This is a genomic window from Escherichia sp. KTE114 (genome assembly GCF_000407765.1).
GTDB classification, from domain to species: domain Bacteria; phylum Pseudomonadota; class Gammaproteobacteria; order Enterobacterales; family Enterobacteriaceae; genus Escherichia; species Escherichia ruysiae.
On the sequence record NZ_KE136626.1, the window covers coordinates 3,691,250 to 3,713,106 of the forward strand.

Sequence of the window (21,857 nt, forward strand, 5' to 3'; positions counted from 1 at the left end):
TTCTGACGCCCGTATTGGGGTTATAAAATTCAGCTGATACTGATGCCTGCGGTGGCTTTCTTCATCACCACAACCAGCAAATCGCTGATACTTGCTGTGGGATACCAGCCATTTACCAGCCATGCCGATACAGAAAATTCCAGTGTCATTACACCACTGCCTGCAGGCATATCAATAACACCCGTATATATCAGCGTATTATCCAGAGCCGTTCGGTTATAAATTTCAGCACCGTTTTTTCGTACTATCAGACGGCATGAGGAGTAGATATCAGTATGATCTTGCTCATGTTTAGCGCCACTGAATGCCACCGCCGGAATAACAATTTGCCGGTCAAACGGCTGATCGTCATAAACCCTGACGGTAATGGTCCCTGATGGCCACCGCTCCGGTGCACGGGAGTCCCGGGGGAAAGCTTTGCCCACCGTTTTAACAATATCGCCTTCAATCTGGTTGGCTGACAGTTTTCCCAGAATCCGGCAGTTCTGATTAATCGTGACATTGTTGAGCGTCCCGGAGTTCGCATTCACGTTACCGCTGATATCGGCATTTTTCGCCGTCAGCCGCCCGTCCGGTGTCAGGGAAAATGCCGGAGGATTACCGCCGCTGGTAATGGTGGGAGCCGTCAGGTATTTCAGGAACACTTCGTTCATAAATATCTGATCGCCCTGACCAACAAACATCGGCTTTGTGTTGCCATTCGCAGGATTAATCATCGCAATCCTGTCTGCCGCCAGCAGCACCTGACTCTGCATGCCGTCAGGGGTGTTTTCAATACCGGCACCAATACCCGCGATATAAAGGCGTCCGTCCTGCATCTGCTGCAGCTTCACAGCCCACATGCTGTTCAGGTTATTATTTGTATCAACCTGAACCTTCTGTATCTGCTGAATTGCCGCACTCTGGTCTTCCAGTTTCTTATTGACGGTCTGCGTGATTTCATTACTGACATCCGTGATGGACGTTCTGATTTCCGCCAGGTCAGGCGCAAGCTGACCGTTATCAATCTGCGTCCACAACTCCTGAGCCAGATGGGTTTTCCCTATCTCTCCTTTGAAAAAATCCAGATAGCCGGATGCATCATCACTCGGCTGGCCAACAGCCTCCACGAATGCAGATTTGCCAACGGTGTTCACACTGCGGATGTAAAAATAATAATCATGGCCCGGCTTGATATTGATACTGGCAGCTATCCAGTACAGCGCCGTGCCAAGATAGCGGGCTGTGGTTTCAACCTGCCTGATATCCGCAATCCGCTTTTCTGAGAACCAGAACTCAAACTGTACCGTCGGATCATAAACGGCGAGATGCGGCGTGGCGGTTATCTGAAAATAGCCCGGCGTCAGCTCAATCCGCGATGGCGCTGCCGGTGCGGCAATCCGGAACGATACCGATGCCGGATCGCCCTGCTGCCCCCAGGCATTTGCCGCCCGGACTGTCAGCCTGTAATTTCCCAGCGCCAGTTGCCTGAAGCGGTATGTGGTTTCCGTCGTCCGGGCCGTGCTGACCAGCCGCTCACTGCCGTCATCCGCTGCCACGGTCAGGCGAAGCAGGAAGCTCACGCCCTTCACCACCTTCGGCGTGTCCCAGCGCGCCAGCACCTGATATTCCCCGCTGTCTGCGGTGACTTCGGCGGTCAGGTGCTGCACCGCTGGCGGCGTGACACCGTTCACCGTTCCGCTCTGGTCGCCGTCAAAGTGCGCCCCGTTATCCACGATGGCTTCTTTCTCCGGCACATGCTGCACGGCAGTGATGGCATACGTGCCGTCATCGTTCTCACGGATACTCACACAGCGGAACAGGCGCTGGCGCAGCGTCGGCAGCTTCAGCCCCCATACGCTGTATTCGGCAACACCGTCAGGAACACGGCTCACTTTTACCTTCACGCCGTCGGTGACGGACTGAACCTCCACGCTGACCGGATTGCCACTTCCGTCAACCAGGCTTATCAGCGTGGTACCGGAGGATGGCAGCGTGATTTCACGGTCGAGCGTCAGCGTCCGGGTCTGGCTGTTCACCGCCAGCACGCGACCACCGATGCTGATACCGGCATAGTCATCATCACAGATTTCAATGACATCGCCCGGTACATGGCGAAGCCCTTCGGCACCCACGCTGAAGTCCACGGTCTGCGTTTCCAGCAGTTCCGTTTTAATCAGCCACAGCCCGGCGCGGTGCGCCTGCCCCCGGCTGGTACAGCCAAAGGCATCCATCTTCGTGACGTTACGACCGTAACGGAGAATGGCCTGCGTATCTTCAACAAGCTCTGTCGCCGTCTCCCAGCCGTTATCCGGGTCAATCCAGTTCACCTCAACGGCATTATGGCGGTCCTTCAGGGCGCTGAAGCTGTAGCGGAACGGCGCGCCATCATCCGGCATAACCACATTACTGTGGTTATAGGTCCACACCTTATCCGACGGTCGGTCCTGCACGAACGTCAGCGTCTGCCCGTTCCATACCGGCATACAGCGCATCGCCGAACAGAAATCACTGAGCACATCCCACGCCTTACGCTGTGTGGTCAGGTAAGCGTTACAGGTGATGCGCGGCTCCGTGCCACCAAAGCCATCCGGCACTGACTGATCGCAATACTGGCCGATGACATACAGCGCCCATTTGTCCACATCCGCCGCACCAAGACGTTTCCCCATGCCGTAGCGCGGGTGGGTCAGCATATCCCACAGACACCAGGCCATGTTGTTGCTGTATGCCGGTTTAAACGTCCCGTCCCAGATACCGCTGTATTGCCGCGTCTGCGGGTTATAGTTCGATGGCACCTGCAGAATGCGCCCGCGAAGATGATAATTACGGCTCACCTGCTGGCTGCCGAACTGTTCCGAGTCCACCTGCACGCCGACCAGTGCCGTGTTCGGGTAGCACTGTTTCACATCGATGATTTCAGTGTATGACGACCAGAGCGTTTTGTTCTGCAGCTGGTCTGTGGTGCTGTCCGGCGTCATCCTGCGCATCCGGATATTAAACGGGCGCGGCGGCAGGTTACCCACCACCACCGAGGCCAGATACTGCGAGGTGGTTTTGCCCTTAATGGTGATGTCTTTTTCCGTCACCCAGCCACCGTTACGTTGTATCTGAACCAGCAGGCGGACTTCCGACGGATTCCTGTCACCCTTTGAGGTGGTTTCCACCAGTGCCTGCACACCGAAGGTAAAGCGCAGACGGTCGATGTTTGCAGACGTGATGGTCCGGGTGATCGGCGTGTCGTATTTCACTTCCGTACCCAGCACCGTCTCGGAACCGGAGGATTCAAATCCCTCCGGCGGTGTCTGCTCCTGCTCACCTGCCCGGAACACCACCGTGACACCGGAGATGTTGGTATTCCCCTCACTGTCCAGCACCGGTGTACTGTTCAGCAGCACGCTTTTTAATCCATCCACCGGACCTTCTATCGGCCCTTCGCTGATGGCATCGATCACACTCAGTAACTGCGTGGATTTCAGGTTGTCCTTCGCTTCGCGCGGGGTATGCCCCTTACTGCTGCCTTTACCCATTCGTCATGCTCCATAAACGACAAAACCGCCCGCAGGCGGTTTCACATAAAACATTTTGCATCAGCGACCAATCACCACAACCTGACCACCATCCCCTTCGTCTGCCGTGCTGATCTCCTGAGAAACCACGCGTGACCCCACGCGCATTTCACCGTACAGAACAGGCAGAACATTGCCCTGGGCAACCATGTTATCCAGTGACGAGAAATACGTGTTCTGCTTACCGTTATCCGTTCTGTGTGTACTGGGCGTCCGGGCTTTCGGTGCCAGCATCTGCGCCACTCCGCCCAGGATCATACTGGCCCCTGCTGCATACATACCCGATACAGCCGCGGCCCCCAGCCAGCCCACAGGGTTCCACCATGCCACCGCAATCAGCGCCGCACCCAGCACTGCCTGAAAAACACCGCCACTTTTAGCTCCCGCCAGACGCGGCACAATGTGGATCACGGCACCATTTGCCAGCGGCTCATTAAGACGGGCAGATAATTCATTTTCGCCTGCATCACGCCCGGCAATGCGTACCTGGTACCAGCCGTCGCTCAGTTTCTGACGAAACGCCGGGATCTGCATGGCCAGCGCCCGGATGGCTTCGGCCCCCGTTTTCACACGAAGGTCGATGCGGCGGCCAAATCGTTGTAAATCCCCGTAAAGGCAGATGCGTGCCATGCCCGGTGACGCCAGAGGGAGTGTGTGCGTCGCTGCCATTTGTCTGTATACCTCTCTCGTTTGCTCAGTTGTTCAGGAATATGGTGCAACAGCTCGCCGTCGCCACAGTAAATGGCGGCATGATTCGGCACCGATGAACCAAAACAGCACAGCAGCACATCGCCCGGCTGGGCCGATGACAACGGCACCTGATACAGCCCTGTGGCCTCCAGATTATCCAGATAGAGATTCTGGCCGTTACGCCACCAGTCATCCTCGCGGTGAAAATCCGGCATCTCAATCCCCGCCAGATGGTAAGCGTCCCGGAACAGCGTGTAACAGTCCGTCACCCCGTGCTCAAAGCGCCGCCCGGTGAGATACGGCACACAGCGGAATTTATGAATCTCCCCGCGGCAGACCAGCCACCACGGTAAATCACTCTGCACCTGCAGCCGCCGGTCGGCTTCACTCAGCCAGGACAGACCACCGGGATGGCTGTGGACCAGCGCCACAATCTCACCCTGCATTTCTGCCTGCAGCCAGTCCTCCGGCGACATCCGGAAATACTCCTCCGGCTCACCGGAGATATTCACGCAGGGAAAATATCTTTCCCCCTCCGACGTTCTCACCACGAAGCCGCACGACTCCGCTGGCGCACATCGCCGGGCGTGCGCCAGAATCGCTGATTCTGTCTCTGTCATGGGATTTACTGCGAAAGTTTGTTAATGGAAAGGAAGCCGCCAAAGTTGCCGACGTTATTGCGAAACTTACAGCCACTCAGGCATTTGCTACATTTATCCTTCGTGATATCGGACGTCGGCTGGTCATATTCATCCGCGACAGCCGGACCATTATAACCGCACTCATCACCGCGATAGGTCCAGGTGCAGGTGTTGGCCAGCATGGTGCGCCCCGGAAAAACGGCACCATCCGTTTCCGTCGGTGTGGACAACACAAAGGAGGCACTGACCGCGCTCAGTTCGCTGCACTGCTCGATGCGCCAGCGGCTGATCACCTCCTGCTCCGGATCGGCGTCACTGTTTCCGTTGACGAAGTTCACCGCATCCAGAAAACGGGCGTAAACCTTACGCCTGACCACCGTTCCGCCGACCAGACTTTGCAGGTCTTCCGCCATCCCGGTGACCATGCCGTGCAGGTTAGAGACTTTCAGCGTTGGTCTTGCACTGGCTCCTTTGCCGTTCATCTCAAAGCCGCTTCCCTGAATAGGGTACGCCTGATACTGTCGCCCCTGCCAGGTGACTGACTCACCTTTTTCGTTCTGCTCATTACAGAAAAAATAACGCTCTCCGCCGACTTCTGTCAGATCGACTTCCCAGAGCACGACCAGCGCGGATTGCTCCGCTTTTGTACACTCATTCAGTGTTTCCTGCTGTATATCCTGCATCAGTGAGTGACCTCTTCAAAGGTACAGTTAAAATCGGTATACATGGCATTATCCGAAATACTCCACTCCCTGCAGACAACCCGGACGGTTCTGTTGTGTTTTGGCGGACGCCACAAAAAAGCACGTATCCCGGCATGACGGGATAAAAAACTGTCCAGCGCAGCACGGGAATATTCATCTGTGACACGAAACACCGGTTTAAACGTTTTCAGATCCGCATTCAGACCACCAGCCCGCCGCTGTTCATATCCGTCACCGAACTTTACCGTAATAACAGATGGCTTTCGTGTCGTCTCCATCCCCTCGCGGGGGATCCAGTTAAAAACTTCAGGCTCAGGCACTGTATAATCCTCCGTCCCGACGTGATGACTGCATAATTGACACAACCCTGCTGTCGATCAGATCCACCAGCCCCCTGGCTGACTGCGTATCTATCTCGCCATTGCTCCCTTTATTCTGAATACTGATGTGATACACGGGAGAATAAACAAATCCCCCGCCACCATTCACATTGCCAATGGCTCTGACTCCAAGAGAGCCGTCCGCTGCCCGGGTCAGTGGCATGATAGCTTCAGGCCCGGCCTCGCCCATCAGCCCGGCACCTTTCGCAAAAGCAAAATACGTCGGGGTATCCACAATGGTGTTACTGTAAGCACTCAGATTTGCAGATGTATAAACACCACCTTTTGCGTTTGCCACTGCACCGGAAAGCCAGTCGCCGACCGTACCAAGCCATCCTCCGGCACCGGACATGCTTTTGGAAAGTGACTTCAGCCCGTTAACGATGGCAGCGTTCATCAGAATTTTTGAAACTTCCTGGAGAATTGAACTCCCCCAGTTTCGCCAGTCCACAACATTTCCGGCCAGTGCATCGGAAATATTTGATACCAGCCCGTCCATAGTGGAAACGACAGCATCTGCCGCCTGCGAAGCATAATCGGTGGCACTGTCTGCCCAGTTCGTCAGTCCCTCCTGGAGGCCGGCATTCCAGTCACTGCGTAAAGCATCAGCCTTTGCATAATAATCCTGCTGATCGCTGAGACGCTCTTCCAGATATTTTTCATTCAGCGATTTTTCCTGTTTCCACAGGGCTTCTTCAATTTCTCCGGCCTGATACTGTCTCAGTAGCTCGTTATTTTTCTGCTCAAACGCCTGCCGGATACTCCACATTTCCTGGAGTCGTTCACGCATCCGTGAGCCTTCACCATATCCCAGCAACTGCGCGTCGTCAGATGCCCGGGCACTGGCATTACTGTCCGCCAGACTGCTTTCATACGCGGCAAGCTGCTCACGAATCTTTTTCTGGTCGATGAGTGCCGCATTCTGTAAAAGCGTTTTTTTCTGCGCTTCTGACAGGGTTGATAATTCGCCCTGACTGACCTGATATTTCATCTTAGCCAGTTCAGTATTCTGCCCTGCCAGTGCTATTTGCTCTTTCTGCTGTTTAATCAGCCGTTTATAAATATCTTCTGTTTTTTCCGCTTCGGTCTTTTTATGCGCTTTGGGTTTATTTGCCTGGTTATTTCGCCATGCATCCAGTGAGTTATTGATATAATTCAGTCTTGCTGTCTGATATGCCTCTCCCACAAAGCCGAGATCATCCGCAGCATAACCCAGGCGGGCACGCTCACGGTCTTCCCCCTTCAGGCGGGACAGAGCCAGTTCGCGCTCGCTGTTATTCAGTGCGGTCTGCTGTTTATCATCCAGGGTTGCCTGTGGTAGCCGTAACGGTACATTCACCAGCCCCTGTCGCTGCTGAAGTAATTCATTACCGAGCCCGAGAAGGCGATTAAACTCGGTATGCTGCCCATTCATGATCAACAGGGACTGATACGCTTTGTTTTGTTCCGCGGCCTGTTGACGGATCAACGCCACCCGTCGCTCCTCCAGCCCGGCAAGCACATCCTGAATGGATTGCGCTTTGCCCTGCATTTGTGTGAGACGGGACTGTTCAACTGCCAGTTGATTTGTTGCTTCGGCAAGCCCTTTAAGGATGATTTCAGCACCCGAACCACTCTGCGAACTTTCATCAAGCCAACGTTGATAATCAGCAATTTGATTTTTCAGTCCGCGAATTTTTCCTTCCTGTTCGCTAATCAGGCGATTTTGTTCCTCCAGTGCCTGCCGCGTCTTTTCCTCATTATCTGACGCTTCAGGAAGCGACATTGCCGACGTTTTCTGGCGAATTTCGTCGATTGTTGCGGCATACTGGCGTGCAGATTCTCTGGCCTGCTCCTGATTCTGATACATCGTGTACCAGGCCGCGGCCCCCAGCATGACAAGCCCCGGCACCCCACCAACCAGTCCCAGTGCTCCACTTAACAGACGACTTCCCACTGACGTGACAGTATTCAGCGTTGTCTGTGCTGCTGTTCTGGCCGCAATATTACGGGTAAGTGATGCCTGGGCAGCAGCCAGTTTCGCTTCTGCGGCTGCCTGCCTTTCGGTACCGCGAGCAGCAACAACCGCCTGTTGCGCACGATAAACCGCCGCACGCGCCCTGGCTGTTGCTATCTGTGTCCCCCGGAGCTGCGCTTCCGCAAGAGCCACTTCGTTTCTGGCTGCAGTAATTAATCCGGCAGTTGCAGATCCAGCAGAAGACGCCATATTGCCAAAATATCGGGCTACCCCGACGGCAACCAGAGCACCGGCAGCGGTTGCCACAGTGTCAATATGGCCTGCAATACCATTCAGCACACCGGAGAGCGTCTTCGTCACTCCGCTTGCCTCGTTCGCACCACCAACCCAGGCCATAAAGGCGTTTTCAACTTTGGTTGCAGAGGATGAAACCGTATCAGGCATTGCCGCATATTCATCACGTAATGCCCCAAGCTGACTAATCAGTGCAGGAACAACCTTATCGGCGGTCAACTTTCCGTTATCCGCCATGGCCTTCAGATCCTTACGGGCAACCCCCATTCCCGCAGCCAGCGCACGAATAACACGATCGCCGTTCTCATTCACCGAGTTAAACTCTTCACCGCGCAGCACTCCCTGCGCCAGTGCCTGACTGAACTGCGTGATCACCGAACTGGCTTCTGCTGTACTGGCACCGGATAATTTCAGGCCCGTGGAGATCGCCTCGGTGACTTTCAGTACCTCCTCAGAACTGTAACCATACTCCCGCATGGAAGCTGCAGAACGGGCAAAAAGGCTGGCGTTATCAGAAAACGCCGTCCCCGTTCTCTGGCTGATCGCCATTAATTCACGCTGTGATGCCTGAAAATCATCACTGGACTGTGAGGCCTGCTTCAGACGGGCATTTACTGAATTCCACTCATCGGCGAGAGAAATAAGATGACCGGTAGCAAAAGCCCCGGCAAATGCCCCCGCCATATTCAGTGCCGAAGATTTAGCTGTATTTATCTGATCCGTCACTTCTGCCAGTGCACGCCGCATTTCACGGGATGCCGCAGCGGACTGCCGGCCTCCGTTCTGCATGGTACGGTAGTAATCCTGCCCCAAACGCGAAGCCCGGGAGATCTCTGACTGGAATGACCGGGAATTTGCCGAGATTTTAATAATCAGTTCACGTAATGTCGCCACACTCATTCTCCGGACGAAAAAAAACCGCCGAAGCGGTTATGTTGACTCACTGAGACACTATTAAAAGCGCGTTTTCCAGTCCGGCAAATGGATCTGATACGCCTTCTGTCTGCTCCTTCTCCCACTGAAGAAGCGCATCATTCAGTGGCACTTTGACCCCCTGCGCACCGTAAACAGCTGAAACAATCTGGGCAGCCCGGATATCAGCCCGTTCGTCCCCCAGCGGGCTGAACCTGTCAAATTCTGCCCACATCATGATTTCTGATGCGGACATTTCCCGGCGTAACTCTGACAATGTGCGCCCCATCCTGAGCGCCAGCATCATCAGAAAACGCATCCCCGGAAGCGCTACTTTTTTTTAACCTCGCCGGCATCACTGATCAGTTCCAGAGACTGCCGAAGAAGCCGCGCATGCACCGGGCCATACACGGCAATCACCTGTTCACGATCATCCTCTGAAAATACAGGTTGCAGTCCGGTATCACACAGAACATCAATGAACAGTTCAACGTCCGCCTCCAGATTTCGGCGGGCACGCTCTGCAACAGATGGCGATGTATCATCTTCCCTGGCTTTAACGATCTCCTGCCAGCGCAACCAGGCTTCTGCAGAAGGTTCCCGTAACACAACCGTTGCTCCCTCCCATTCAGGCACATCAACGGTTTTATGGCGAAACCCCGACATCGTTGCCAGTGCCAGATTACGGATATTTTTAGTCATCACATCCATCCTCATTAACTGACGGTTACAGTGCAGGAAATGGAGGTCACTTTGTTAACCGGGCTTGCTGAATCAGAAATCTCGCAGGTATACGCACCGGCATCACCGGATGCTGCTGATGCCTTACTGAACGTTGCCGCCGTCTGTCCGGAAACAGGAGAACTACCTTTCTTCCAGACATAAGAATAAGGCGGCACACCACCGGCAGCCTCAACCACCATTTCGAGTTTCGCTCCGGCAGAAACCTGCAGCGTGCTGTTTAAATCGACCTTCACTTTCAGCGGCTCTGTCGTCAGCACAGGTTTACCTTTCAGGCGCAGGGAAAACGTTGCAGCCACAACACCATTGGTTCCTGCAGACCTGGTATGCTGACGCACCTCTGCCATAAAGGTAAATCCGTTTCCTGACGGAAAAATAACTTTAAAGCCATACGTGGTGTCATTGTCATAGGCACTGCGCAACGCGTTCTGGGCAGCATTGAGGTAAAAGTTGCCTGACATGGAAATCTCTGACGCGGCACCAAGACCGTTAATATTTTCCTGCTCAACAGAACACAGCGTGGTGACATCAATATCCTGCTTTTGTCCTGCGGTAAACTGCACCTCTTTGATTGTACAGCTCAGGCCAAGATAGCTGGCAGAATCCAGGGTTTCTGCTGTTACCGGTGCAGACGAAATCATAATTTTCGTCAGTTGCGAACGCTCAAAATTAGAGGACATACTCGTCTCCTGAAAATAAAAAACCCGCCAGCGGCGGGTGGGTAAAATCATTAACGACCTCAGGCTATTACCTGAAATTCAAGCGTGGCTCTGCTCAGACGGGAGTCAGGATCATAACCCTGCGTTTTAGAAATAACGGAGGGTGCCAGTTTCCTTACTGTATCAAGCGCCTGCTCACGAATATCATCTGCGTCATCAGGTACTGTCGCCCAGACATCGATCTGCACGACAATTCTGGATTCAGCCTGACCATCAAGCACATCAGACGCCGTGTCAGACACCACAGAAAACACCAGCCACGGCGGAGATACCGCAGGCTTTCCCTCCGTCAGCGGGACCACATAAGGATATACCTGTCCTCCGGCCAGCTGAGACAGCAGGGAATACAGTGTGGCCTCCCTCATTTACTTAAGACCTCATCAATAGCCTGATTCATTCGCTGTATGGCAACCTGCGCCGCCAGCTCCTCTGTCGTATCGAAAGCCGGGCGAATGAATGGATGCGCGGGCATGTTTATCGTTCCCAGCTCCACAAAGCGCCAGTAAAACGCATTTCGGGGATCGCTGGCTTTCATGCTGTTATCACTGTTTCCGGTTCGCAGGTTCCGTCCGCGAATGTGGACACCCGAGATAATTTCTCCCCGACGCTTTGAACGCTGCGTGAGAACAACCACATTTTTCTTCAGTTTCCCGGTTCGCTCCGGCGCACGTTCAACAACTGCATCCCGCATAACTTCAGCACCGGCACGGGTGGCATCGCGCAGAACCTTATTGTTTTCTGCCCTGCTGAGCGTCTCCAGATCCCGTGCAATATCCGCCAGACCTGAAAAATCAAGACTGAAATCCATCACACATTCCCCTTCTGAGAACAGAGTATCTCAAGCCGTGTGGCACGAGCATCCGGTATCGGCGGACCGTCTATACTCAGAATCGCGCCTTTGAATGCACCAGTCAGCACTTTCAGACATGAAGTTGCTGTTACATCTCGCCGGAATCTCATCCAGACCCTCACTGTAGCCTGAGCAGTTTCTGCGCCTCCGGATATTCTCTCCCTGCCACTGATCCCCTTAACTTCTGCCCATATGGTTGCCCCCTCCGTCATTGTTTCCACAGGGTGCCCTGACGGAGACCGAACGGTGGTGGCATTCAGAATAACCACACGATCACGTAATCTTCCTGCCTGCATGAATCCCCCTATGTTCCGGGATGAAACCGATACATCCGCAGTCCGGTATAGAAAAAATCAGGCATTGCATCCTGCATTTCCCTGTTCTCGTACCAGTAGCCAACCAGTTGCATAAGACGCAGCTTTATCAGCGGTGTTATTACAAGCCCGGTCGTATCCTGCTCAGAAACAGTTTCATCGTAAAGCGTCCGGTTTAAAAACTTTTCAGCCTCTTCCCTGGCAGCAGCCAGATACATCATAAGAAGAGCATTCTCCTGTTCATTGTCATCATCAATCCTGCACTGAACACGAAGCTCTTCCAGAGTGGGCATCATTTGGGCAACCTCTATGAATGCTGTTTTTTAGACTTATCAGCCCCCCGCGCAACAGGTGTTCTCTTATCAGAGACAATCCCAGCTGCAGTGGCAATTTCGCGTACCCGTTCGGGTAATTCTTTATCTTCATACTCACCGGCCCGAATAATCTCAACACGCATACCGTCCGGTGACCATTTCAGATCTTGTTTCAGGATCATGATTCTTTCACCTGTCAGAACAGGGCGCACTTCTGCGCCCCCTGAATGATTACGCCGCTGCAATCTTCAGCAGTTTGATGGCCTGCGAATCGACCAGCATGCCGCCGGTGCGCTTGGTGGTATAAAAACCGACAAACGGTTTATTGGTGTACGGATCACGCAGAATGCGGGTGCCGATACGGTCAACGATGGTGTAACCCCGTTTGAAGTTACCAAATGCAATGGCTTTCGCATCAGCGGCGATATCCGGCATCTGTTCGTTTTCAGCGATACCGTAACCCGCCAGAGAGGACGGCTGCCCCAGCTCCAGCCCCGGACGCCACAGATAGTTACCCTCGCTGTCTTTCAGCAGACGGATGGCAAACAGGCTGTTGTTGTTCATCATGAACTTCGCGCCAGTGCGGTGTGCCTTACGCAGCGTGTAAATCAGTTTGATAATGGCGTCTGCGGTCACCGTCGTCGCTTCGCCGGATACAATATGCTGAAGTTTGCCGAACGCCCGGACCTTATCGGTTTCATCGGTGGATTCATACGCCAGGAACCCTTTCGGCTTCTTGGTACCATCGCCGGAGGTAAAGGCAATTTCTTCCTGTTCGGCAAATTCGGTTGCCAGCTCGCTGTTGATCCAGGCCTCCACGTTGAAGAAAGCATCATCCAGCATTTTCTGGGTGGCCTGCGGGTTACCGTAGATTTCCCCCATGAAAGGTTCAATCAGGCCCAGTTTTGAGGTGGCAGTCTGGGTGCGCGCGTCAGTCTCGCCAACCCATCCGGAAGCCGTGCCGCCCAGATTCACCAGTTTTTTGTAGTCGGAACCGCCAACGGTGATCACCGTGGCTTCCTGGCGCATCACCACTTCATCTTTCAGCAGGTTGAGAATGTTGCGATCCAGTTCTTCCGGCACGGCATAGCCGCCGTCTTCATCGGTGCCCACCTGCAATGCCTTACGCTCCAGATCACGCAGACCGTCTTCACGGCCTTTACGCAGGAAGCCCACAAAAGCCTCTTTATGCTCAGTGGCCAGTTTATTTTGCACACCACCTGCCGGACGTTTCAGCTCAAGCAGCTCTTTTTCAAGATCGCTTTTGAGATTTTCCAGCTCGCTGAGTTTCCCGTTCAGGGTTTCCACCTGCCCGGCAAGCTTGCCTTTTTCCTGCTCAATCGCATCCACGCGCTTGTCGTTCTTTGCCTTGAAGTCGTCAAACTTCTGCTGCAGCTCCTGCGCGACCTGTTCGACATCTTTAATATCTACCGCCATCGTATTTCTCCTGATTAGAAGTTCAGATTTTTCAGTGCATTCAGTGCAGAGCCCACATCCTCAGCGTCGCGCAGGGACAGTGCGCCATAGCCCCCGGCCATGAATGCTTTGGCCTGGGTACGGGAGAGTCCGACATCACGCAGGACTCTTTCGATTTTTTTCTGTTCGGGGATTTCCCCGCGGGCCAGCGCGTTCTTGACGTCGCTGATCCGCGCCTCGTCGTTAGACGGAAACGTCACCAGACTGACTTCCCAGAGGTCGATTTCTTTCAACAGAAAGGCTTCTTTCGTCCGGTCGTATTCCCAGTCCTTCAGGACGTACCCAATAGAAAGGCCGGTTAACGAACCGGCCTTCATGTGTGCATGTGCGCGTTTTGCCAGGGGATCATCATCAATGAGCAACCGCCCCCTGACGTAAAGCCCGACATCGTCTTCCTTCATTTCGGTGTAAACACCGATGGGCTCATCCATGCGGTGCTGCCAGAGCAGCGCAGGCAACGCTTTTCTGTCACTCCACGCCCGCAGGGAAGCAGCAAATGCCCCGGACATCACCACATCATCGTGACTGTCCTTTACACCAAAGACGGAGCCATACCCTTCAAACTCACCGGAGTCACTGACAGATTTCAGACTCAGCGGTACATCAAGACGTTGTTTCGTCTGCATTGGCGTTATCCTTCTGCTTACCGGCTTTACTGCCATCGGAGGGTTTCGTGGTCATGTTCATCGGTGTGAGATAGACATCCCCACCGGAACGCGGATTCATATCTTCCAGGTCGCGGCAGTCATTGGGAGAGTAAATTCCCCAGTTGATCCCGGTGGCGTAGGCTTCAAAACGGGACTTCATATCCCCGCGCAGTAACGCCCCGGCGTTAAATTTGGCGTAATAAACGCCCTGCTTACTTTTTCGTACCAGTCCGGTGTTGATCCGCTGTTCGATTCGGGTCAGATACGGCACCAGTGAATAGTTGATAAATCCGAGCCCCAGCTCTTCGATATTGTTGAAGGTGGCGCGATCGGTGTTCTGCACCATGTGCAATGGCACACGGAACAGACGACAAATTTCTTCAAGCTGAAACTTGCGGGTTTCCAGGAACTGGCTGTCCTCTGCGTTCAACGCCATCGACTTCCAGTCCAGCCCCATCTCAAGGATCATCGGGCGGTGAGCATTGCCAAGCCCGGTGTGACGCTCCTCAAAATCTTTCTTCAGGCGCTCATAAGCCTGATCCGACAGCGTCTGCTCTGTACGCAACACACCCGACGTCACCGCGCCATTGCTGAACAGTCTGGCCCCATGCTCTTCGGTCGCTGCCGCCAGCGATATTGCCTCGCGGGCATAGGCGATGGGATTCAGTCCCACCAGACCGTCCAGCGTCAGCGTGCGCACATGCCAGATATCTTCCTGGTTCAGTACATCCGTGGAGCCGTCCGGGAATGTGACCTGGTAAACCGGTTCCCAGCTACTGTTAAGCTTCGGTACCACACAACCGGGGTCGACGGGCAGCAGTTCAGCCACTTCGCCAAATGCTTTCACTTTGTAGGCGTAAAAATTTCCCCTCAGGCACAGACAGGTGACCACCAGCTCCCAGAACTCCTGCGGCGTCATATAGCCATTGGGATGCGTGGAGATCAGTTTATGCAGACGTTCGCCGGTGGCTCTCTGCTTCAGGCTGCCGTTCAGGTGATACAGATTGCAGGGCAACATCCCGACCGACTCTGCCAGCACCCTGACGCAGGAAAAAACCGCCGTCAGTCGCATGGCTCGCTGACTGCTGATCTGCTTTCCGGTATAGGTGTCGTAGGACAACCCGATGGCATCCGCCAGCTCTGCTGGCGTGGTCACCGGCGCGTCACTTTTTCGTTGAAATAATCCCGAAAAGAACACTATTTACCTCCGCCGACAGACAGCTGTGTACGATCGAGATATCGCGCCACCAGCCACGACCAGAACAGGCACAGCACCCCGGCAACAACAAAACCCGCCGGGGGATAAATCAGCCAGGCACCATACGCCAGCAAAAGCGCACCCAGCACGCCCACCAGTGGCGCGAGAATTATCAGAAACATAATGACCTCGGTTAAAGCGAGCGGATGCCCACGCTGACCAGATGTTCAGACAGATCCGGCTCCGGTTCACCACCATTGACCAGCATCCGGCTCATTGCTGTAAACATCGCAACAGGGCCGTCGATTTTGGCTTCCAGCGTGGATTTATTCGGGAAGATATTGTCGTTTTTGTCCGGTTTTACCGTAACGTTAGACATCATCCAGTTCATGACCGGATGATTGCTGTGATGGAAACGCCCGGCATAGACCAGTGATTCCGTTTCCTTCATGGCCTCTGACAGATTGCGAACCGTCTGCGGAACCTCCACCAGCGGTATCCCTTCTTCAGCCAGTGCCAGGCTGAACTGCATCGCGCTCCACGGGTCAAATCCCAGTTCCCTGAGGTTTTCACCACCAATCCATTCCAGTAAGTCACTTTTTATCTGAGCATGATCGATAACATCACCATCCGTCAGAATCAGCTTATCCATCTCCGCCCACTTCCGGTAAAGTTCTGCCTGCTGCCGCGAGCATCGTTCCAGCCGTCCTTCCGGAAGCCAGAATTTAAAATCGGCATGAACATGCCCGTTATCCGTTCGCCAGAGTTTTGCCGCCGCACAGATATCAATCTTATGAGCAAGGTCAACGCCGACCCACATGGGATACGTTTTCAGCTCATGTCGTGGGGCAATGTATTCGCACTTCTCCCACTTAATCATGTCCATCCAGGCAGACTCTGCTGTTACCCACACATTCATGTGTTTGGTAAAAAAATTCACCCGCGCAGAGACCTGTTCTTTCGCTTTTTTCGCCAGGCGACGCAGATCATCCCAGCGTTTACAGATGCCCAGGCCGGGATTCGCTTTCTGCCAGACCGTTTCATCAAACGGATCATCTCCCTCATCGAGGGTGTAAATAATCGCAAAGTAGGAGTCGTCTTTTACCGCGCCCTCCACGTCGCTGTTATAGCCACGCAATACCTTGATGGCGTAATCACGCTGCTCGTAACAAATCCCTTCCTTGTTAAACCCTGCCGTGGTGATACCAAATAAAAGGGACTGCAGACGGGCACCGGTTGCCGTTTCCAGAACGTCCCACACGTCACGGGTTTTATGTGCATGCAGCTCATCAATAATGGCGCAGTGGATGTTCAGACCATCCAGGTTGTTTGCATCCGAAGAAAGCGGTTCAAATTTTGATGCGCTCTGCTCCTGGTAAATCGCCAGCTTGTTGAAATCAAACAACCGCCCGAGTGTCGACCGGGCTTTTCTGACCATATTTTTGGCGTCTTCAAACACGATTCTGGCCTGGTCACGCGTGGTTGCGGCTGAATACACCTCAGCTCCGCCTTCACCATCTGCCCCCGTCATATACAGGCCGATACCCGATGACAGAGTTGATTTTGCGTTTTTACGGGCGACTTCGTTGTACGCCGTCCGGAACCGGCGCACCATCACCGGACGTCCGCTGCCATCGCTGCGCATGACAACTTCCCCGGTCTCTTCATTGACCAGCGGAATGACAAAACCAAAAATATTAATGAGGATAAATACATGCCAGTCCATCAACTCAATGGGCTGGCCTGCCAGCGCCCCTTTTACATGAGGCACAAATTTGTAGAAATTCAGGATGTGCTGCGCACGGGGTTCACTGAAATAAATCCCCCGCTCTTCGCCGTACTTCAGATCATCAAGAAAACGCTGGCAGGCTAGGCGGACAAATTCGCCAGCAACAATTTCTCCTGCAACAACACGTTCGGCGTAGCGGATCCCGTCAGCCACTTTTGCCATCAGTCTCTCGCTTTTAAAAGCTCCGCCAGCGGATCAACATCATCCGGTCCGGCGATATTTACTTTAGCCCGGCTTGCCGGTGACATACCAAACTCTGCAAGCATTGCCCGGATCCGCTTCCAGGCATCCGCTTTCATTGCCGCCGCGGGGTGCGCCTTAATCAGTACATCACCGCTCTGCGTTTCCGTGCGGTAGGTATACCCCTCAACATCGAGTGTTTCGCAGTGATGCCGATATTCGGTGTAGGCTTCCACCAGCAACTCGAGCGCACGCGCATCAAGCTGAGAAATGATCCCTTCCGCATTCAGCTCTTCCGCCATTCGCCTGAACCAGTACTTCCCCTGAGCCCCTAAATGCTGCGGAATTTTAGGAAGACCTTTTTCATCCTTTTTAGCGGTTTTTTTGTGGTCTTTAACGGGACGCTTTGAGGGGTTGCCTCGTATCAAATGCAGGCGTGGCGGGGTTTTCGGAGGTCCTGACATAATCGGTCTTACCTATCAATCGTTTGTTCACATTTCCAAAAAAAAGTTTTCGAACCTGCGGCGATGTGAGGAAGGGTCAGGCGGCGGTACTGAGCAGCCAGGGTTGCAGAGATTTGACCCGCCCCTCCCCTACAGATGGGAACCGTTATCAATTGATGCGTTCGCGCGCTGTTTTTGCTTTATGACAGGGCCAGCACAGACTCTGCAGGTTACTGTCTGCATCCGTGCCACCATGAGCTTTCGGAATGATGTGGTCCACAGTTCTGGCTTCAACGGCTCTCCCATTGCGCAGGCAGTTCTGACACAGATGATTATCACGCTTCAGTATGCGCGCACGTATGGCATCCCATTTCGAGCCATAGCCACGCTGGTGGCGGCTCAGTCCGCGTTGATGCTGTACCCATCCTTCGCCACGATGTTTATCGCAGTAACCAGAACTGTCTGTGGTTGTACCTGCACATCCACGCTTACGGCAGGCGCGTGAGATTCGTGATGGCATAAATACCTCATACCCTACGAAATGTTTACCACGATAAAAAGGCTACTTAATGCACTGAGTGCGGATATACTCCTGTGCCCCTTCCAGTTGCATCTGCATCGTCATCAGCCGCTCTCTGAGGGTGAAATAATCCCGTTCAGCGGTGTCTGCCAGTCGGGGGCTGGTTGCATTATCCACGCCGGAGGCGGTGGTGGCTTCACGCACTGACTGACAGACTGCTTTGATGTGCAACCGACGACGACCAGCGACAACATCAGCGCGCAGAGTTTCATTTTCAGCTTTCGCATTGGCTAATTCTCTCGAGTACTTTGCATCGAGCGCAGCAACATCACGCTGACGCTGCTGCATGTCAGCGATGGTGGCGATCGCCAGCTTCAGCTCACTGACTTTTTTATCACGCTGTTCTTTGTAGGCGATGGCGTTATCACGGTAATGATTGACCGCCCACGACAGGCAGACGATGATGCAGATAACCAGAGCATAAATAATCGCGGCGACTCTGCTCACTGATCTATTCCCCAACAGGCTAATGCGCTTTCCTGGTCACGACGAATAACCTGACCGTAACAGTTATTTGAACGAATGCGGCAATCACGGCCACCGTCCTTAATCCACCAGCGAATCGCCTCGCATGCACCTTTACGATCACCGGCATTCAGCCGCTTATAAAACGTCGACGGGAAACACTTACCAGGGCCAATGTTATAGGGACAAAATGACGCTATACCCGCTTTCTGTGGCTCGGTCAGTGGTACTTTAATATTACGTTCCACCCATGCCAGCGCCTTATCACGTTCAATAGCGTTAACCTGGTCGCACTTTTCCTTCGACAGCTTCATTCCCGGTATGACGGGCTTACCATCCACCATTGTGGCACCGCGGCAGATGGTCCATATACCGGAACCATCACGGTATGCCGTTGTGTGATTACCCTCTTTTTCGTTCAGAAACTGGTCAAGAATGTCAGGCGCAGGCGCACCTGCGGCAATCAGCGCCAGAACGACAGCCGACAGACCGTATTTGATTTTTGCGCTCATGGATATGGATGGATATTTATCAGGATTTATCGGTTCCAAATCCCTGGATATGTTTAGTACTCAGCCCGGCAGGTAGTTCCTCGCAGGGGTAATACTGACAATGTGAAGATCACAGAACAAACAGTAAGGACAACATATGAGCGATACTTATTTATCTAAAAAAGCTTTTGCTGATATTCTGGCCATCAGACAGGTTGTCATACTCCTGGTTAACGATTTACCAGATGAGAAAAAAGCAATTATTAAAGATTTGCTTACTAAATCAGCTGACACTTTTTCATCAAAAAAATTACCCGAATCCCTGGAAACCCCGCAGGAAGTTTTAGACGAAATGAACAAATTGATTGCCGAATCATGCGCTACTCTTGCTGAGACAATTTTAATTCCTGAAGAAGCTTCGTCGTCATACCATCAATAGTTTGCTGAACAGCTTTAGCAACAAACGCCACCCCATTTTCGTGGTGGCGTTGTCGCTCATTTACGGCTCGCATCGCGGCAACTATCGCACGACTTATGTCATCCCCGGCGTTTTTTTCCCGCCCTGCGCGCCTGGTGTTGGCTTTAACTGCACTATCAAAACCCGCAAGATGAGGACGATCGTGTTTATTGGCAGAATTTTCAATCTTAATGGAGTACTGATGCTGCAGATAAGACTCAACTTTTTCTGACAATTTTTCTGCCACTCCCAGGAAGACCTGCCTGACGCTCATTCTGGCTGCTGCCTCATAAAACTCCAGCGCGGCACCTTCAACACGGTCCATGGTGATGACCAGGTCAAAAATTTCACCGTCAAAGCGTTTTTTGTCCCGTAATGCTACAGTTACCGCAACTTTATTCTCAAAATTGCGGATCCCTTTCACAATCAGTTCATAGTTTTGAGTCATTGAATTACTCTCCCCGTGCAGCCTTACGCTTGTCTTCTCTGATTTTGAAGTACAGATTTGTCAGATAAGTCAGGAAGCCCAGAACCAGACTCCCCAGTACACCAATCGCAGCCCACTGTGACGGACTGACCTGATCAAGCCACTGTAAAAACCAGTAGCCAGCACTGCCTGCGGAGGTGCCGTAGGCAATGCCCGTTGAAATTTTGTCCATGGATTTCATAGCCTCACCTCCGCAAATAACGGATGGCGTAATTCTTATATCGGGAAGGGGAAAAAGAAGGCCGCAGCGTAACTATCACTGAGGAGTTCAGGATAGCCAGTGGCTACGGCTCAGTTTGGGTTGTGCTGTTGCTGGGCGGCGATGACGCCTGTACGCATTTGGTAATCCGGTTCTGCTTCCGGCATTCGCTTAATTCAGCACAACGGAAAGAGCACTCGGTACATTTAAGCCAAGCCCCATAAGGGAGAATGCTCTTACCTGTTGTGCAGAAAAAAAACCACACGGCAGCGGGTTTAAGCTGTGTGGCGAAGTTACCTCTCTTCACCAAGAATTCGGTAATAAAATAACTTGTGGCGCTCTCGTTTTTATGCCGATAAAATAAACGGTCCACTTTCAAATGGAGCGATTCATGATTTTTCTCAGAACTGAAAACGGCATCGAGAAACTTGAAAACTGGGAGGAAATTATATCCAGACCAAACTTTGTCACCGCTATAGACAAAGGAGTTCAACAACTTGAGGAGATAATTGGTTACTACAAATTTAAAGAAGAAATCCACTGTGGTCTAACTGGTTGCAACCAACCACATCAAATGGGTTATATTGTAAAAACATCTAGTGGCATTGAAACCAACATCGGAAATAAATGTGGTAAAAACGAATTTGGTGTGGAATTTGGTGAAAACGTTCTTAGTTTCAATAAACTTATGCAACTCGAAACCAATCGGGAAATTATTAGTACCGCAAAAAGTAAATGTGAAGCGTGGCAAAAAAATATTGAAACGATACGAAATATCAAACCCACAATAGATTATCTATCTTCTACCATCGAAAATAGTAAAAATTCCAATTACGCCGGAAGACTTGGTGCTACAGAAATTCGTTTTTTGACCAAGAGCCAGACAGGCCTTGTAACCCTTTCTGAAGTGGAAACTGATAAGAATACCAAAACAATTCTGTTCGCAATGAATGAACACATGCGCGAGTCTGGAGAAGCAATAAGTGAATTCTACATAGGAAAAGTATCATTTAGTCATGTTCTTTTACCAGAAAACAATCTTCGTGATTTTTTTGTTGCGCTCAAAGAAGATCTAAAAAAAATTCAGTGTATTGATCTACAAACAGCCCCAAGCCCAGAAATTTCTAATGTTGCCAAAATTGCCAGTTCAATCGAAGAACGAATCAAACGATTAAAAAAACTGAAACATGAAGCCAGTAAATTCCTAACTAAAAAAAATCTGCGTCCCATCGCAAACAAAATAAAATACTCATCGACAGCGGATGAACTTGAATTCCATAATTTCGAACGCTTTTTAAACGGGCTGAAATGATAGAAGCCCCGAAAGGGGCTTCTATCAAAATCATTTACGCATTATTCCGCATGCTCAAAAGAATACATG

26 protein-coding genes and 1 pseudogene are annotated in these 21,857 nt (G+C 52.4%); 2 read left to right on the plus strand and 25 right to left on the minus strand.

All coding sequences use genetic code 11. From position 1 onward, the window contains the following. Nucleotides 1-29: 29 nt before the first annotated feature. From gpJ to WC5_RS03630, 23 genes are all read right to left on the minus strand, one after another. On the minus strand, nt 30-3,509 hold the full coding sequence (gene gpJ, locus WC5_RS03740) for a phage attachment tail tip protein J (RefSeq protein ID WP_016231749.1): 3,480 nt from the start codon (nt 3,507-3,509) through the stop codon (nt 30-32). 60 nt (nt 3,510-3,569) lie between these two features. Further along, a complete protein-coding gene (locus WC5_RS03735) occupies nt 3,570-4,217 on the minus strand; it encodes a tail assembly protein (RefSeq protein ID WP_032159907.1) in 648 nt (215 codons plus the stop codon). Beyond that, nucleotides 4,115-4,858 carry a C40 family peptidase gene (locus WC5_RS03730; protein WP_032159909.1) on the minus strand — a complete coding sequence of 248 codons (744 nt, stop codon included), beginning with the start codon at nt 4,856-4,858 and terminating at the stop codon, nt 4,115-4,117. The genes WC5_RS03735 and WC5_RS03730 overlap by 103 nt, the downstream gene beginning before the upstream one ends. A gap of 5 nt (nt 4,859-4,863) precedes the next feature. Continuing rightward, nucleotides 4,864-5,562, minus strand: a complete 699-nt coding sequence (locus WC5_RS03725) for a phage minor tail protein L (RefSeq protein ID WP_016231752.1) — start codon at nt 5,560-5,562, stop codon at nt 4,864-4,866. After that, the gene (locus WC5_RS03720; RefSeq protein ID WP_001114907.1) at nt 5,562-5,903 is read right to left on the minus strand and encodes a phage tail protein; all 342 of its coding nucleotides are present in this window, start codon (nt 5,901-5,903) and stop codon (nt 5,562-5,564) included. Before WC5_RS03720 ends, WC5_RS03725 begins: the two co-directional genes overlap by 1 nt. Continuing rightward, complete coding sequence (locus WC5_RS03715; protein WP_016231753.1) at nt 5,896-9,108, minus strand: phage tail tape measure protein; 3,213 nt, start codon at nt 9,106-9,108, stop codon at nt 5,896-5,898. The genes WC5_RS03720 and WC5_RS03715 overlap by 8 nt, the downstream gene beginning before the upstream one ends. Nucleotides 9,109-9,154: 46 nt before the next feature. Next, nucleotides 9,155-9,433, minus strand: a complete 279-nt coding sequence (locus WC5_RS03710) for a phage tail assembly protein T (RefSeq protein WP_000978930.1) — start codon at nt 9,431-9,433, stop codon at nt 9,155-9,157. 23 nt (nt 9,434-9,456) lie between these two features. Then, the gene (locus tag WC5_RS03705) at nt 9,457-9,828 is read right to left on the minus strand and encodes a phage tail assembly chaperone (protein ID WP_016231754.1); all 372 of its coding nucleotides are present in this window, start codon (nt 9,826-9,828) and stop codon (nt 9,457-9,459) included. A 14-nt stretch (nt 9,829-9,842) separates the two neighbouring features. Then, the gene (locus WC5_RS03700; protein ID WP_024192238.1) at nt 9,843-10,547 is read right to left on the minus strand and encodes a phage tail protein; all 705 of its coding nucleotides are present in this window, start codon (nt 10,545-10,547) and stop codon (nt 9,843-9,845) included. Nucleotides 10,548-10,606: 59 nt separating this feature from the next. Continuing rightward, nucleotides 10,607-10,951 (minus strand): tail completion protein gp17, encoded by a 345-nt coding sequence (gp17, locus tag WC5_RS03695; RefSeq protein WP_016231756.1) that lies wholly within the window; start codon nt 10,949-10,951, stop codon nt 10,607-10,609. After that, entirely contained in the window at nt 10,948-11,394 is a 447-nt protein-coding gene (locus WC5_RS03690) for an HK97-gp10 family putative phage morphogenesis protein (RefSeq protein WP_000347791.1), read from the minus strand. The genes gp17 and WC5_RS03690 overlap by 4 nt, the downstream gene beginning before the upstream one ends. Further along, the gene (locus tag WC5_RS03685; RefSeq protein WP_001147820.1) at nt 11,394-11,732 is read right to left on the minus strand and encodes a phage head closure protein; all 339 of its coding nucleotides are present in this window, start codon (nt 11,730-11,732) and stop codon (nt 11,394-11,396) included. Before WC5_RS03685 ends, WC5_RS03690 begins: the two co-directional genes overlap by 1 nt. An 8-nt stretch (nt 11,733-11,740) precedes the next feature. Beyond that, nucleotides 11,741-12,046, minus strand: coding sequence for a head-tail connector protein (locus tag WC5_RS03680; protein ID WP_016231757.1), 306 nt, complete (start codon nt 12,044-12,046; stop codon nt 11,741-11,743). An 11-nt stretch (nt 12,047-12,057) separates the two neighbouring features. Then, nucleotides 12,058-12,246 carry a hypothetical protein gene (locus tag WC5_RS03675; protein ID WP_000601355.1) on the minus strand — a complete coding sequence of 63 codons (189 nt, stop codon included), beginning with the start codon at nt 12,244-12,246 and terminating at the stop codon, nt 12,058-12,060. Between the two features lie 49 nt (nt 12,247-12,295). Beyond that, nucleotides 12,296-13,501 carry a phage major capsid protein gene (locus WC5_RS03670; RefSeq protein ID WP_016231758.1) on the minus strand — a complete coding sequence of 402 codons (1,206 nt, stop codon included), beginning with the start codon at nt 13,499-13,501 and terminating at the stop codon, nt 12,296-12,298. Nucleotides 13,502-13,515: 14 nt separating this feature from the next. Then, nucleotides 13,516-14,166, minus strand: a complete 651-nt coding sequence (locus WC5_RS03665) for an HK97 family phage prohead protease (protein WP_001193633.1) — start codon at nt 14,164-14,166, stop codon at nt 13,516-13,518. Continuing rightward, nucleotides 14,144-15,385: a phage portal protein gene (locus tag WC5_RS03660; RefSeq protein WP_016231759.1), complete on the minus strand. Its 1,242-nt coding sequence runs from the start codon at nt 15,383-15,385 to the stop codon at nt 14,144-14,146. Before WC5_RS03660 ends, WC5_RS03665 begins: the two co-directional genes overlap by 23 nt. Continuing rightward, nucleotides 15,385-15,567: a hypothetical protein gene (locus WC5_RS03655; protein ID WP_016231760.1), complete on the minus strand. Its 183-nt coding sequence runs from the start codon at nt 15,565-15,567 to the stop codon at nt 15,385-15,387. The genes WC5_RS03660 and WC5_RS03655 overlap by 1 nt, the downstream gene beginning before the upstream one ends. Nucleotides 15,568-15,578: 11 nt before the next feature. Continuing rightward, nucleotides 15,579-17,336 (minus strand): terminase large subunit, encoded by a 1,758-nt coding sequence (locus WC5_RS03650; RefSeq protein WP_001140903.1) that lies wholly within the window; start codon nt 17,334-17,336, stop codon nt 15,579-15,581. After that, nucleotides 17,336-17,818, minus strand: coding sequence for a phage terminase small subunit P27 family (locus WC5_RS03645; RefSeq protein ID WP_001317918.1), 483 nt, complete (start codon nt 17,816-17,818; stop codon nt 17,336-17,338). Before WC5_RS03645 ends, WC5_RS03650 begins: the two co-directional genes overlap by 1 nt. A 148-nt stretch (nt 17,819-17,966) precedes the next feature. Further along, nucleotides 17,967-18,317: an HNH endonuclease gene (locus WC5_RS03640; protein ID WP_016231761.1), complete on the minus strand. Its 351-nt coding sequence runs from the start codon at nt 18,315-18,317 to the stop codon at nt 17,967-17,969. 42 nt (nt 18,318-18,359) lie between these two features. Continuing rightward, entirely contained in the window at nt 18,360-18,824 is a 465-nt protein-coding gene (locus WC5_RS26220; protein WP_016231762.1) for a lysis protein, read from the minus strand. Then, a complete protein-coding gene (locus tag WC5_RS03630; protein WP_016231763.1) occupies nt 18,821-19,354 on the minus strand; it encodes a lysozyme in 534 nt (177 codons plus the stop codon). Before WC5_RS03630 ends, WC5_RS26220 begins: the two co-directional genes overlap by 4 nt. A 136-nt stretch (nt 19,355-19,490) precedes the next feature. Here WC5_RS03630 and WC5_RS03625 point away from each other — a divergent pair, with 136 nt between their 5' ends. Beyond that, nucleotides 19,491-19,772 (plus strand): hypothetical protein, encoded by a 282-nt coding sequence (locus WC5_RS03625; protein ID WP_016231764.1) that lies wholly within the window; start codon nt 19,491-19,493, stop codon nt 19,770-19,772. 169 nt (nt 19,773-19,941) lie between these two features. On the opposite strand, the pseudogene WC5_RS0122705 reads toward WC5_RS03625, so the two are convergent. Together WC5_RS0122705 and WC5_RS03620 are read right to left on the minus strand one after the other, a co-directional pair. Beyond that, nucleotides 19,942-20,238 (minus strand): annotated as a pseudogene (locus tag WC5_RS0122705) (DUF1327 domain-containing protein); the annotation flags it as partial. A 4-nt stretch (nt 20,239-20,242) separates the two neighbouring features. Continuing rightward, on the minus strand, nt 20,243-20,458 hold the full coding sequence (locus tag WC5_RS03620) for a class II holin family protein (protein ID WP_000839572.1): 216 nt from the start codon (nt 20,456-20,458) through the stop codon (nt 20,243-20,245). Between the two features lie 409 nt (nt 20,459-20,867). Between WC5_RS03620 and WC5_RS03615 the strand changes: the two genes are divergently transcribed. Further along, on the plus strand, nt 20,868-21,788 hold the full coding sequence (locus WC5_RS03615; RefSeq protein WP_016231766.1) for a hypothetical protein: 921 nt from the start codon (nt 20,868-20,870) through the stop codon (nt 21,786-21,788). Nucleotides 21,789-21,857 lie beyond the last annotated feature (69 nt).

What these genes read in the sequence shown, in the direction of transcription:
- WC5_RS03655 (WP_016231760.1), bottom strand. Translation starts at nt 15,567, where the DNA reads ATGTTTCTGATAATTCTCGCGCCACTGGTGGGCGTGCTGGGTGCGCTT.
- WC5_RS03680 (WP_016231757.1), bottom strand. Translation starts at nt 12,046, where the DNA reads ATGATGCCCACTCTGGAAGAGCTTCGTGTTCAGTGCAGGATTGATGAT.
- gp17 (WP_016231756.1), bottom strand. Translation starts at nt 10,951, where the DNA reads ATGAGGGAGGCCACACTGTATTCCCTGCTGTCTCAGCTGGCCGGAGGA.
- WC5_RS03665 (WP_001193633.1), bottom strand. Translation starts at nt 14,166, where the DNA reads ATGCAGACGAAACAACGTCTTGATGTACCGCTGAGTCTGAAATCTGTC.
- WC5_RS03615 (WP_016231766.1), top strand. Translation starts at nt 20,868, where the DNA reads ATGATTTTTCTCAGAACTGAAAACGGCATCGAGAAACTTGAAAACTGG.
- gpJ (WP_016231749.1), bottom strand. Translation starts at nt 3,509, where the DNA reads ATGGGTAAAGGCAGCAGTAAGGGGCATACCCCGCGCGAAGCGAAGGAC.
- WC5_RS03730 (WP_032159909.1), bottom strand. Translation starts at nt 4,858, where the DNA reads ATGACAGAGACAGAATCAGCGATTCTGGCGCACGCCCGGCGATGTGCG.
- WC5_RS03700 (WP_024192238.1), bottom strand. Translation starts at nt 10,547, where the DNA reads ATGTCCTCTAATTTTGAGCGTTCGCAACTGACGAAAATTATGATTTCG.
- WC5_RS03725 (WP_016231752.1), bottom strand. Translation starts at nt 5,562, where the DNA reads ATGCAGGATATACAGCAGGAAACACTGAATGAGTGTACAAAAGCGGAG.
- WC5_RS03675 (WP_000601355.1), bottom strand. Translation starts at nt 12,246, where the DNA reads ATGATCCTGAAACAAGATCTGAAATGGTCACCGGACGGTATGCGTGTT.
- WC5_RS03625 (WP_016231764.1), top strand. Translation starts at nt 19,491, where the DNA reads ATGAGCGATACTTATTTATCTAAAAAAGCTTTTGCTGATATTCTGGCC.
- WC5_RS03710 (WP_000978930.1), bottom strand. Translation starts at nt 9,433, where the DNA reads ATGATGCTGGCGCTCAGGATGGGGCGCACATTGTCAGAGTTACGCCGG.
- WC5_RS03685 (WP_001147820.1), bottom strand. Translation starts at nt 11,732, where the DNA reads ATGCAGGCAGGAAGATTACGTGATCGTGTGGTTATTCTGAATGCCACC.
- WC5_RS03645 (WP_001317918.1), bottom strand. Translation starts at nt 17,818, where the DNA reads ATGTCAGGACCTCCGAAAACCCCGCCACGCCTGCATTTGATACGAGGC.
- WC5_RS03670 (WP_016231758.1), bottom strand. Translation starts at nt 13,501, where the DNA reads ATGGCGGTAGATATTAAAGATGTCGAACAGGTCGCGCAGGAGCTGCAG.
- WC5_RS03640 (WP_016231761.1), bottom strand. Translation starts at nt 18,317, where the DNA reads ATGCCATCACGAATCTCACGCGCCTGCCGTAAGCGTGGATGTGCAGGT.
- WC5_RS03630 (WP_016231763.1), bottom strand. Translation starts at nt 19,354, where the DNA reads ATGAGCGCAAAAATCAAATACGGTCTGTCGGCTGTCGTTCTGGCGCTG.
- WC5_RS03620 (WP_000839572.1), bottom strand. Translation starts at nt 20,458, where the DNA reads ATGAAATCCATGGACAAAATTTCAACGGGCATTGCCTACGGCACCTCC.
- WC5_RS03650 (WP_001140903.1), bottom strand. Translation starts at nt 17,336, where the DNA reads ATGGCAAAAGTGGCTGACGGGATCCGCTACGCCGAACGTGTTGTTGCA.
- WC5_RS03735 (WP_032159907.1), bottom strand. Translation starts at nt 4,217, where the DNA reads ATGGCAGCGACGCACACACTCCCTCTGGCGTCACCGGGCATGGCACGC.
- WC5_RS03690 (WP_000347791.1), bottom strand. Translation starts at nt 11,394, where the DNA reads ATGGATTTCAGTCTTGATTTTTCAGGTCTGGCGGATATTGCACGGGAT.
- WC5_RS03705 (WP_016231754.1), bottom strand. Translation starts at nt 9,828, where the DNA reads ATGACTAAAAATATCCGTAATCTGGCACTGGCAACGATGTCGGGGTTT.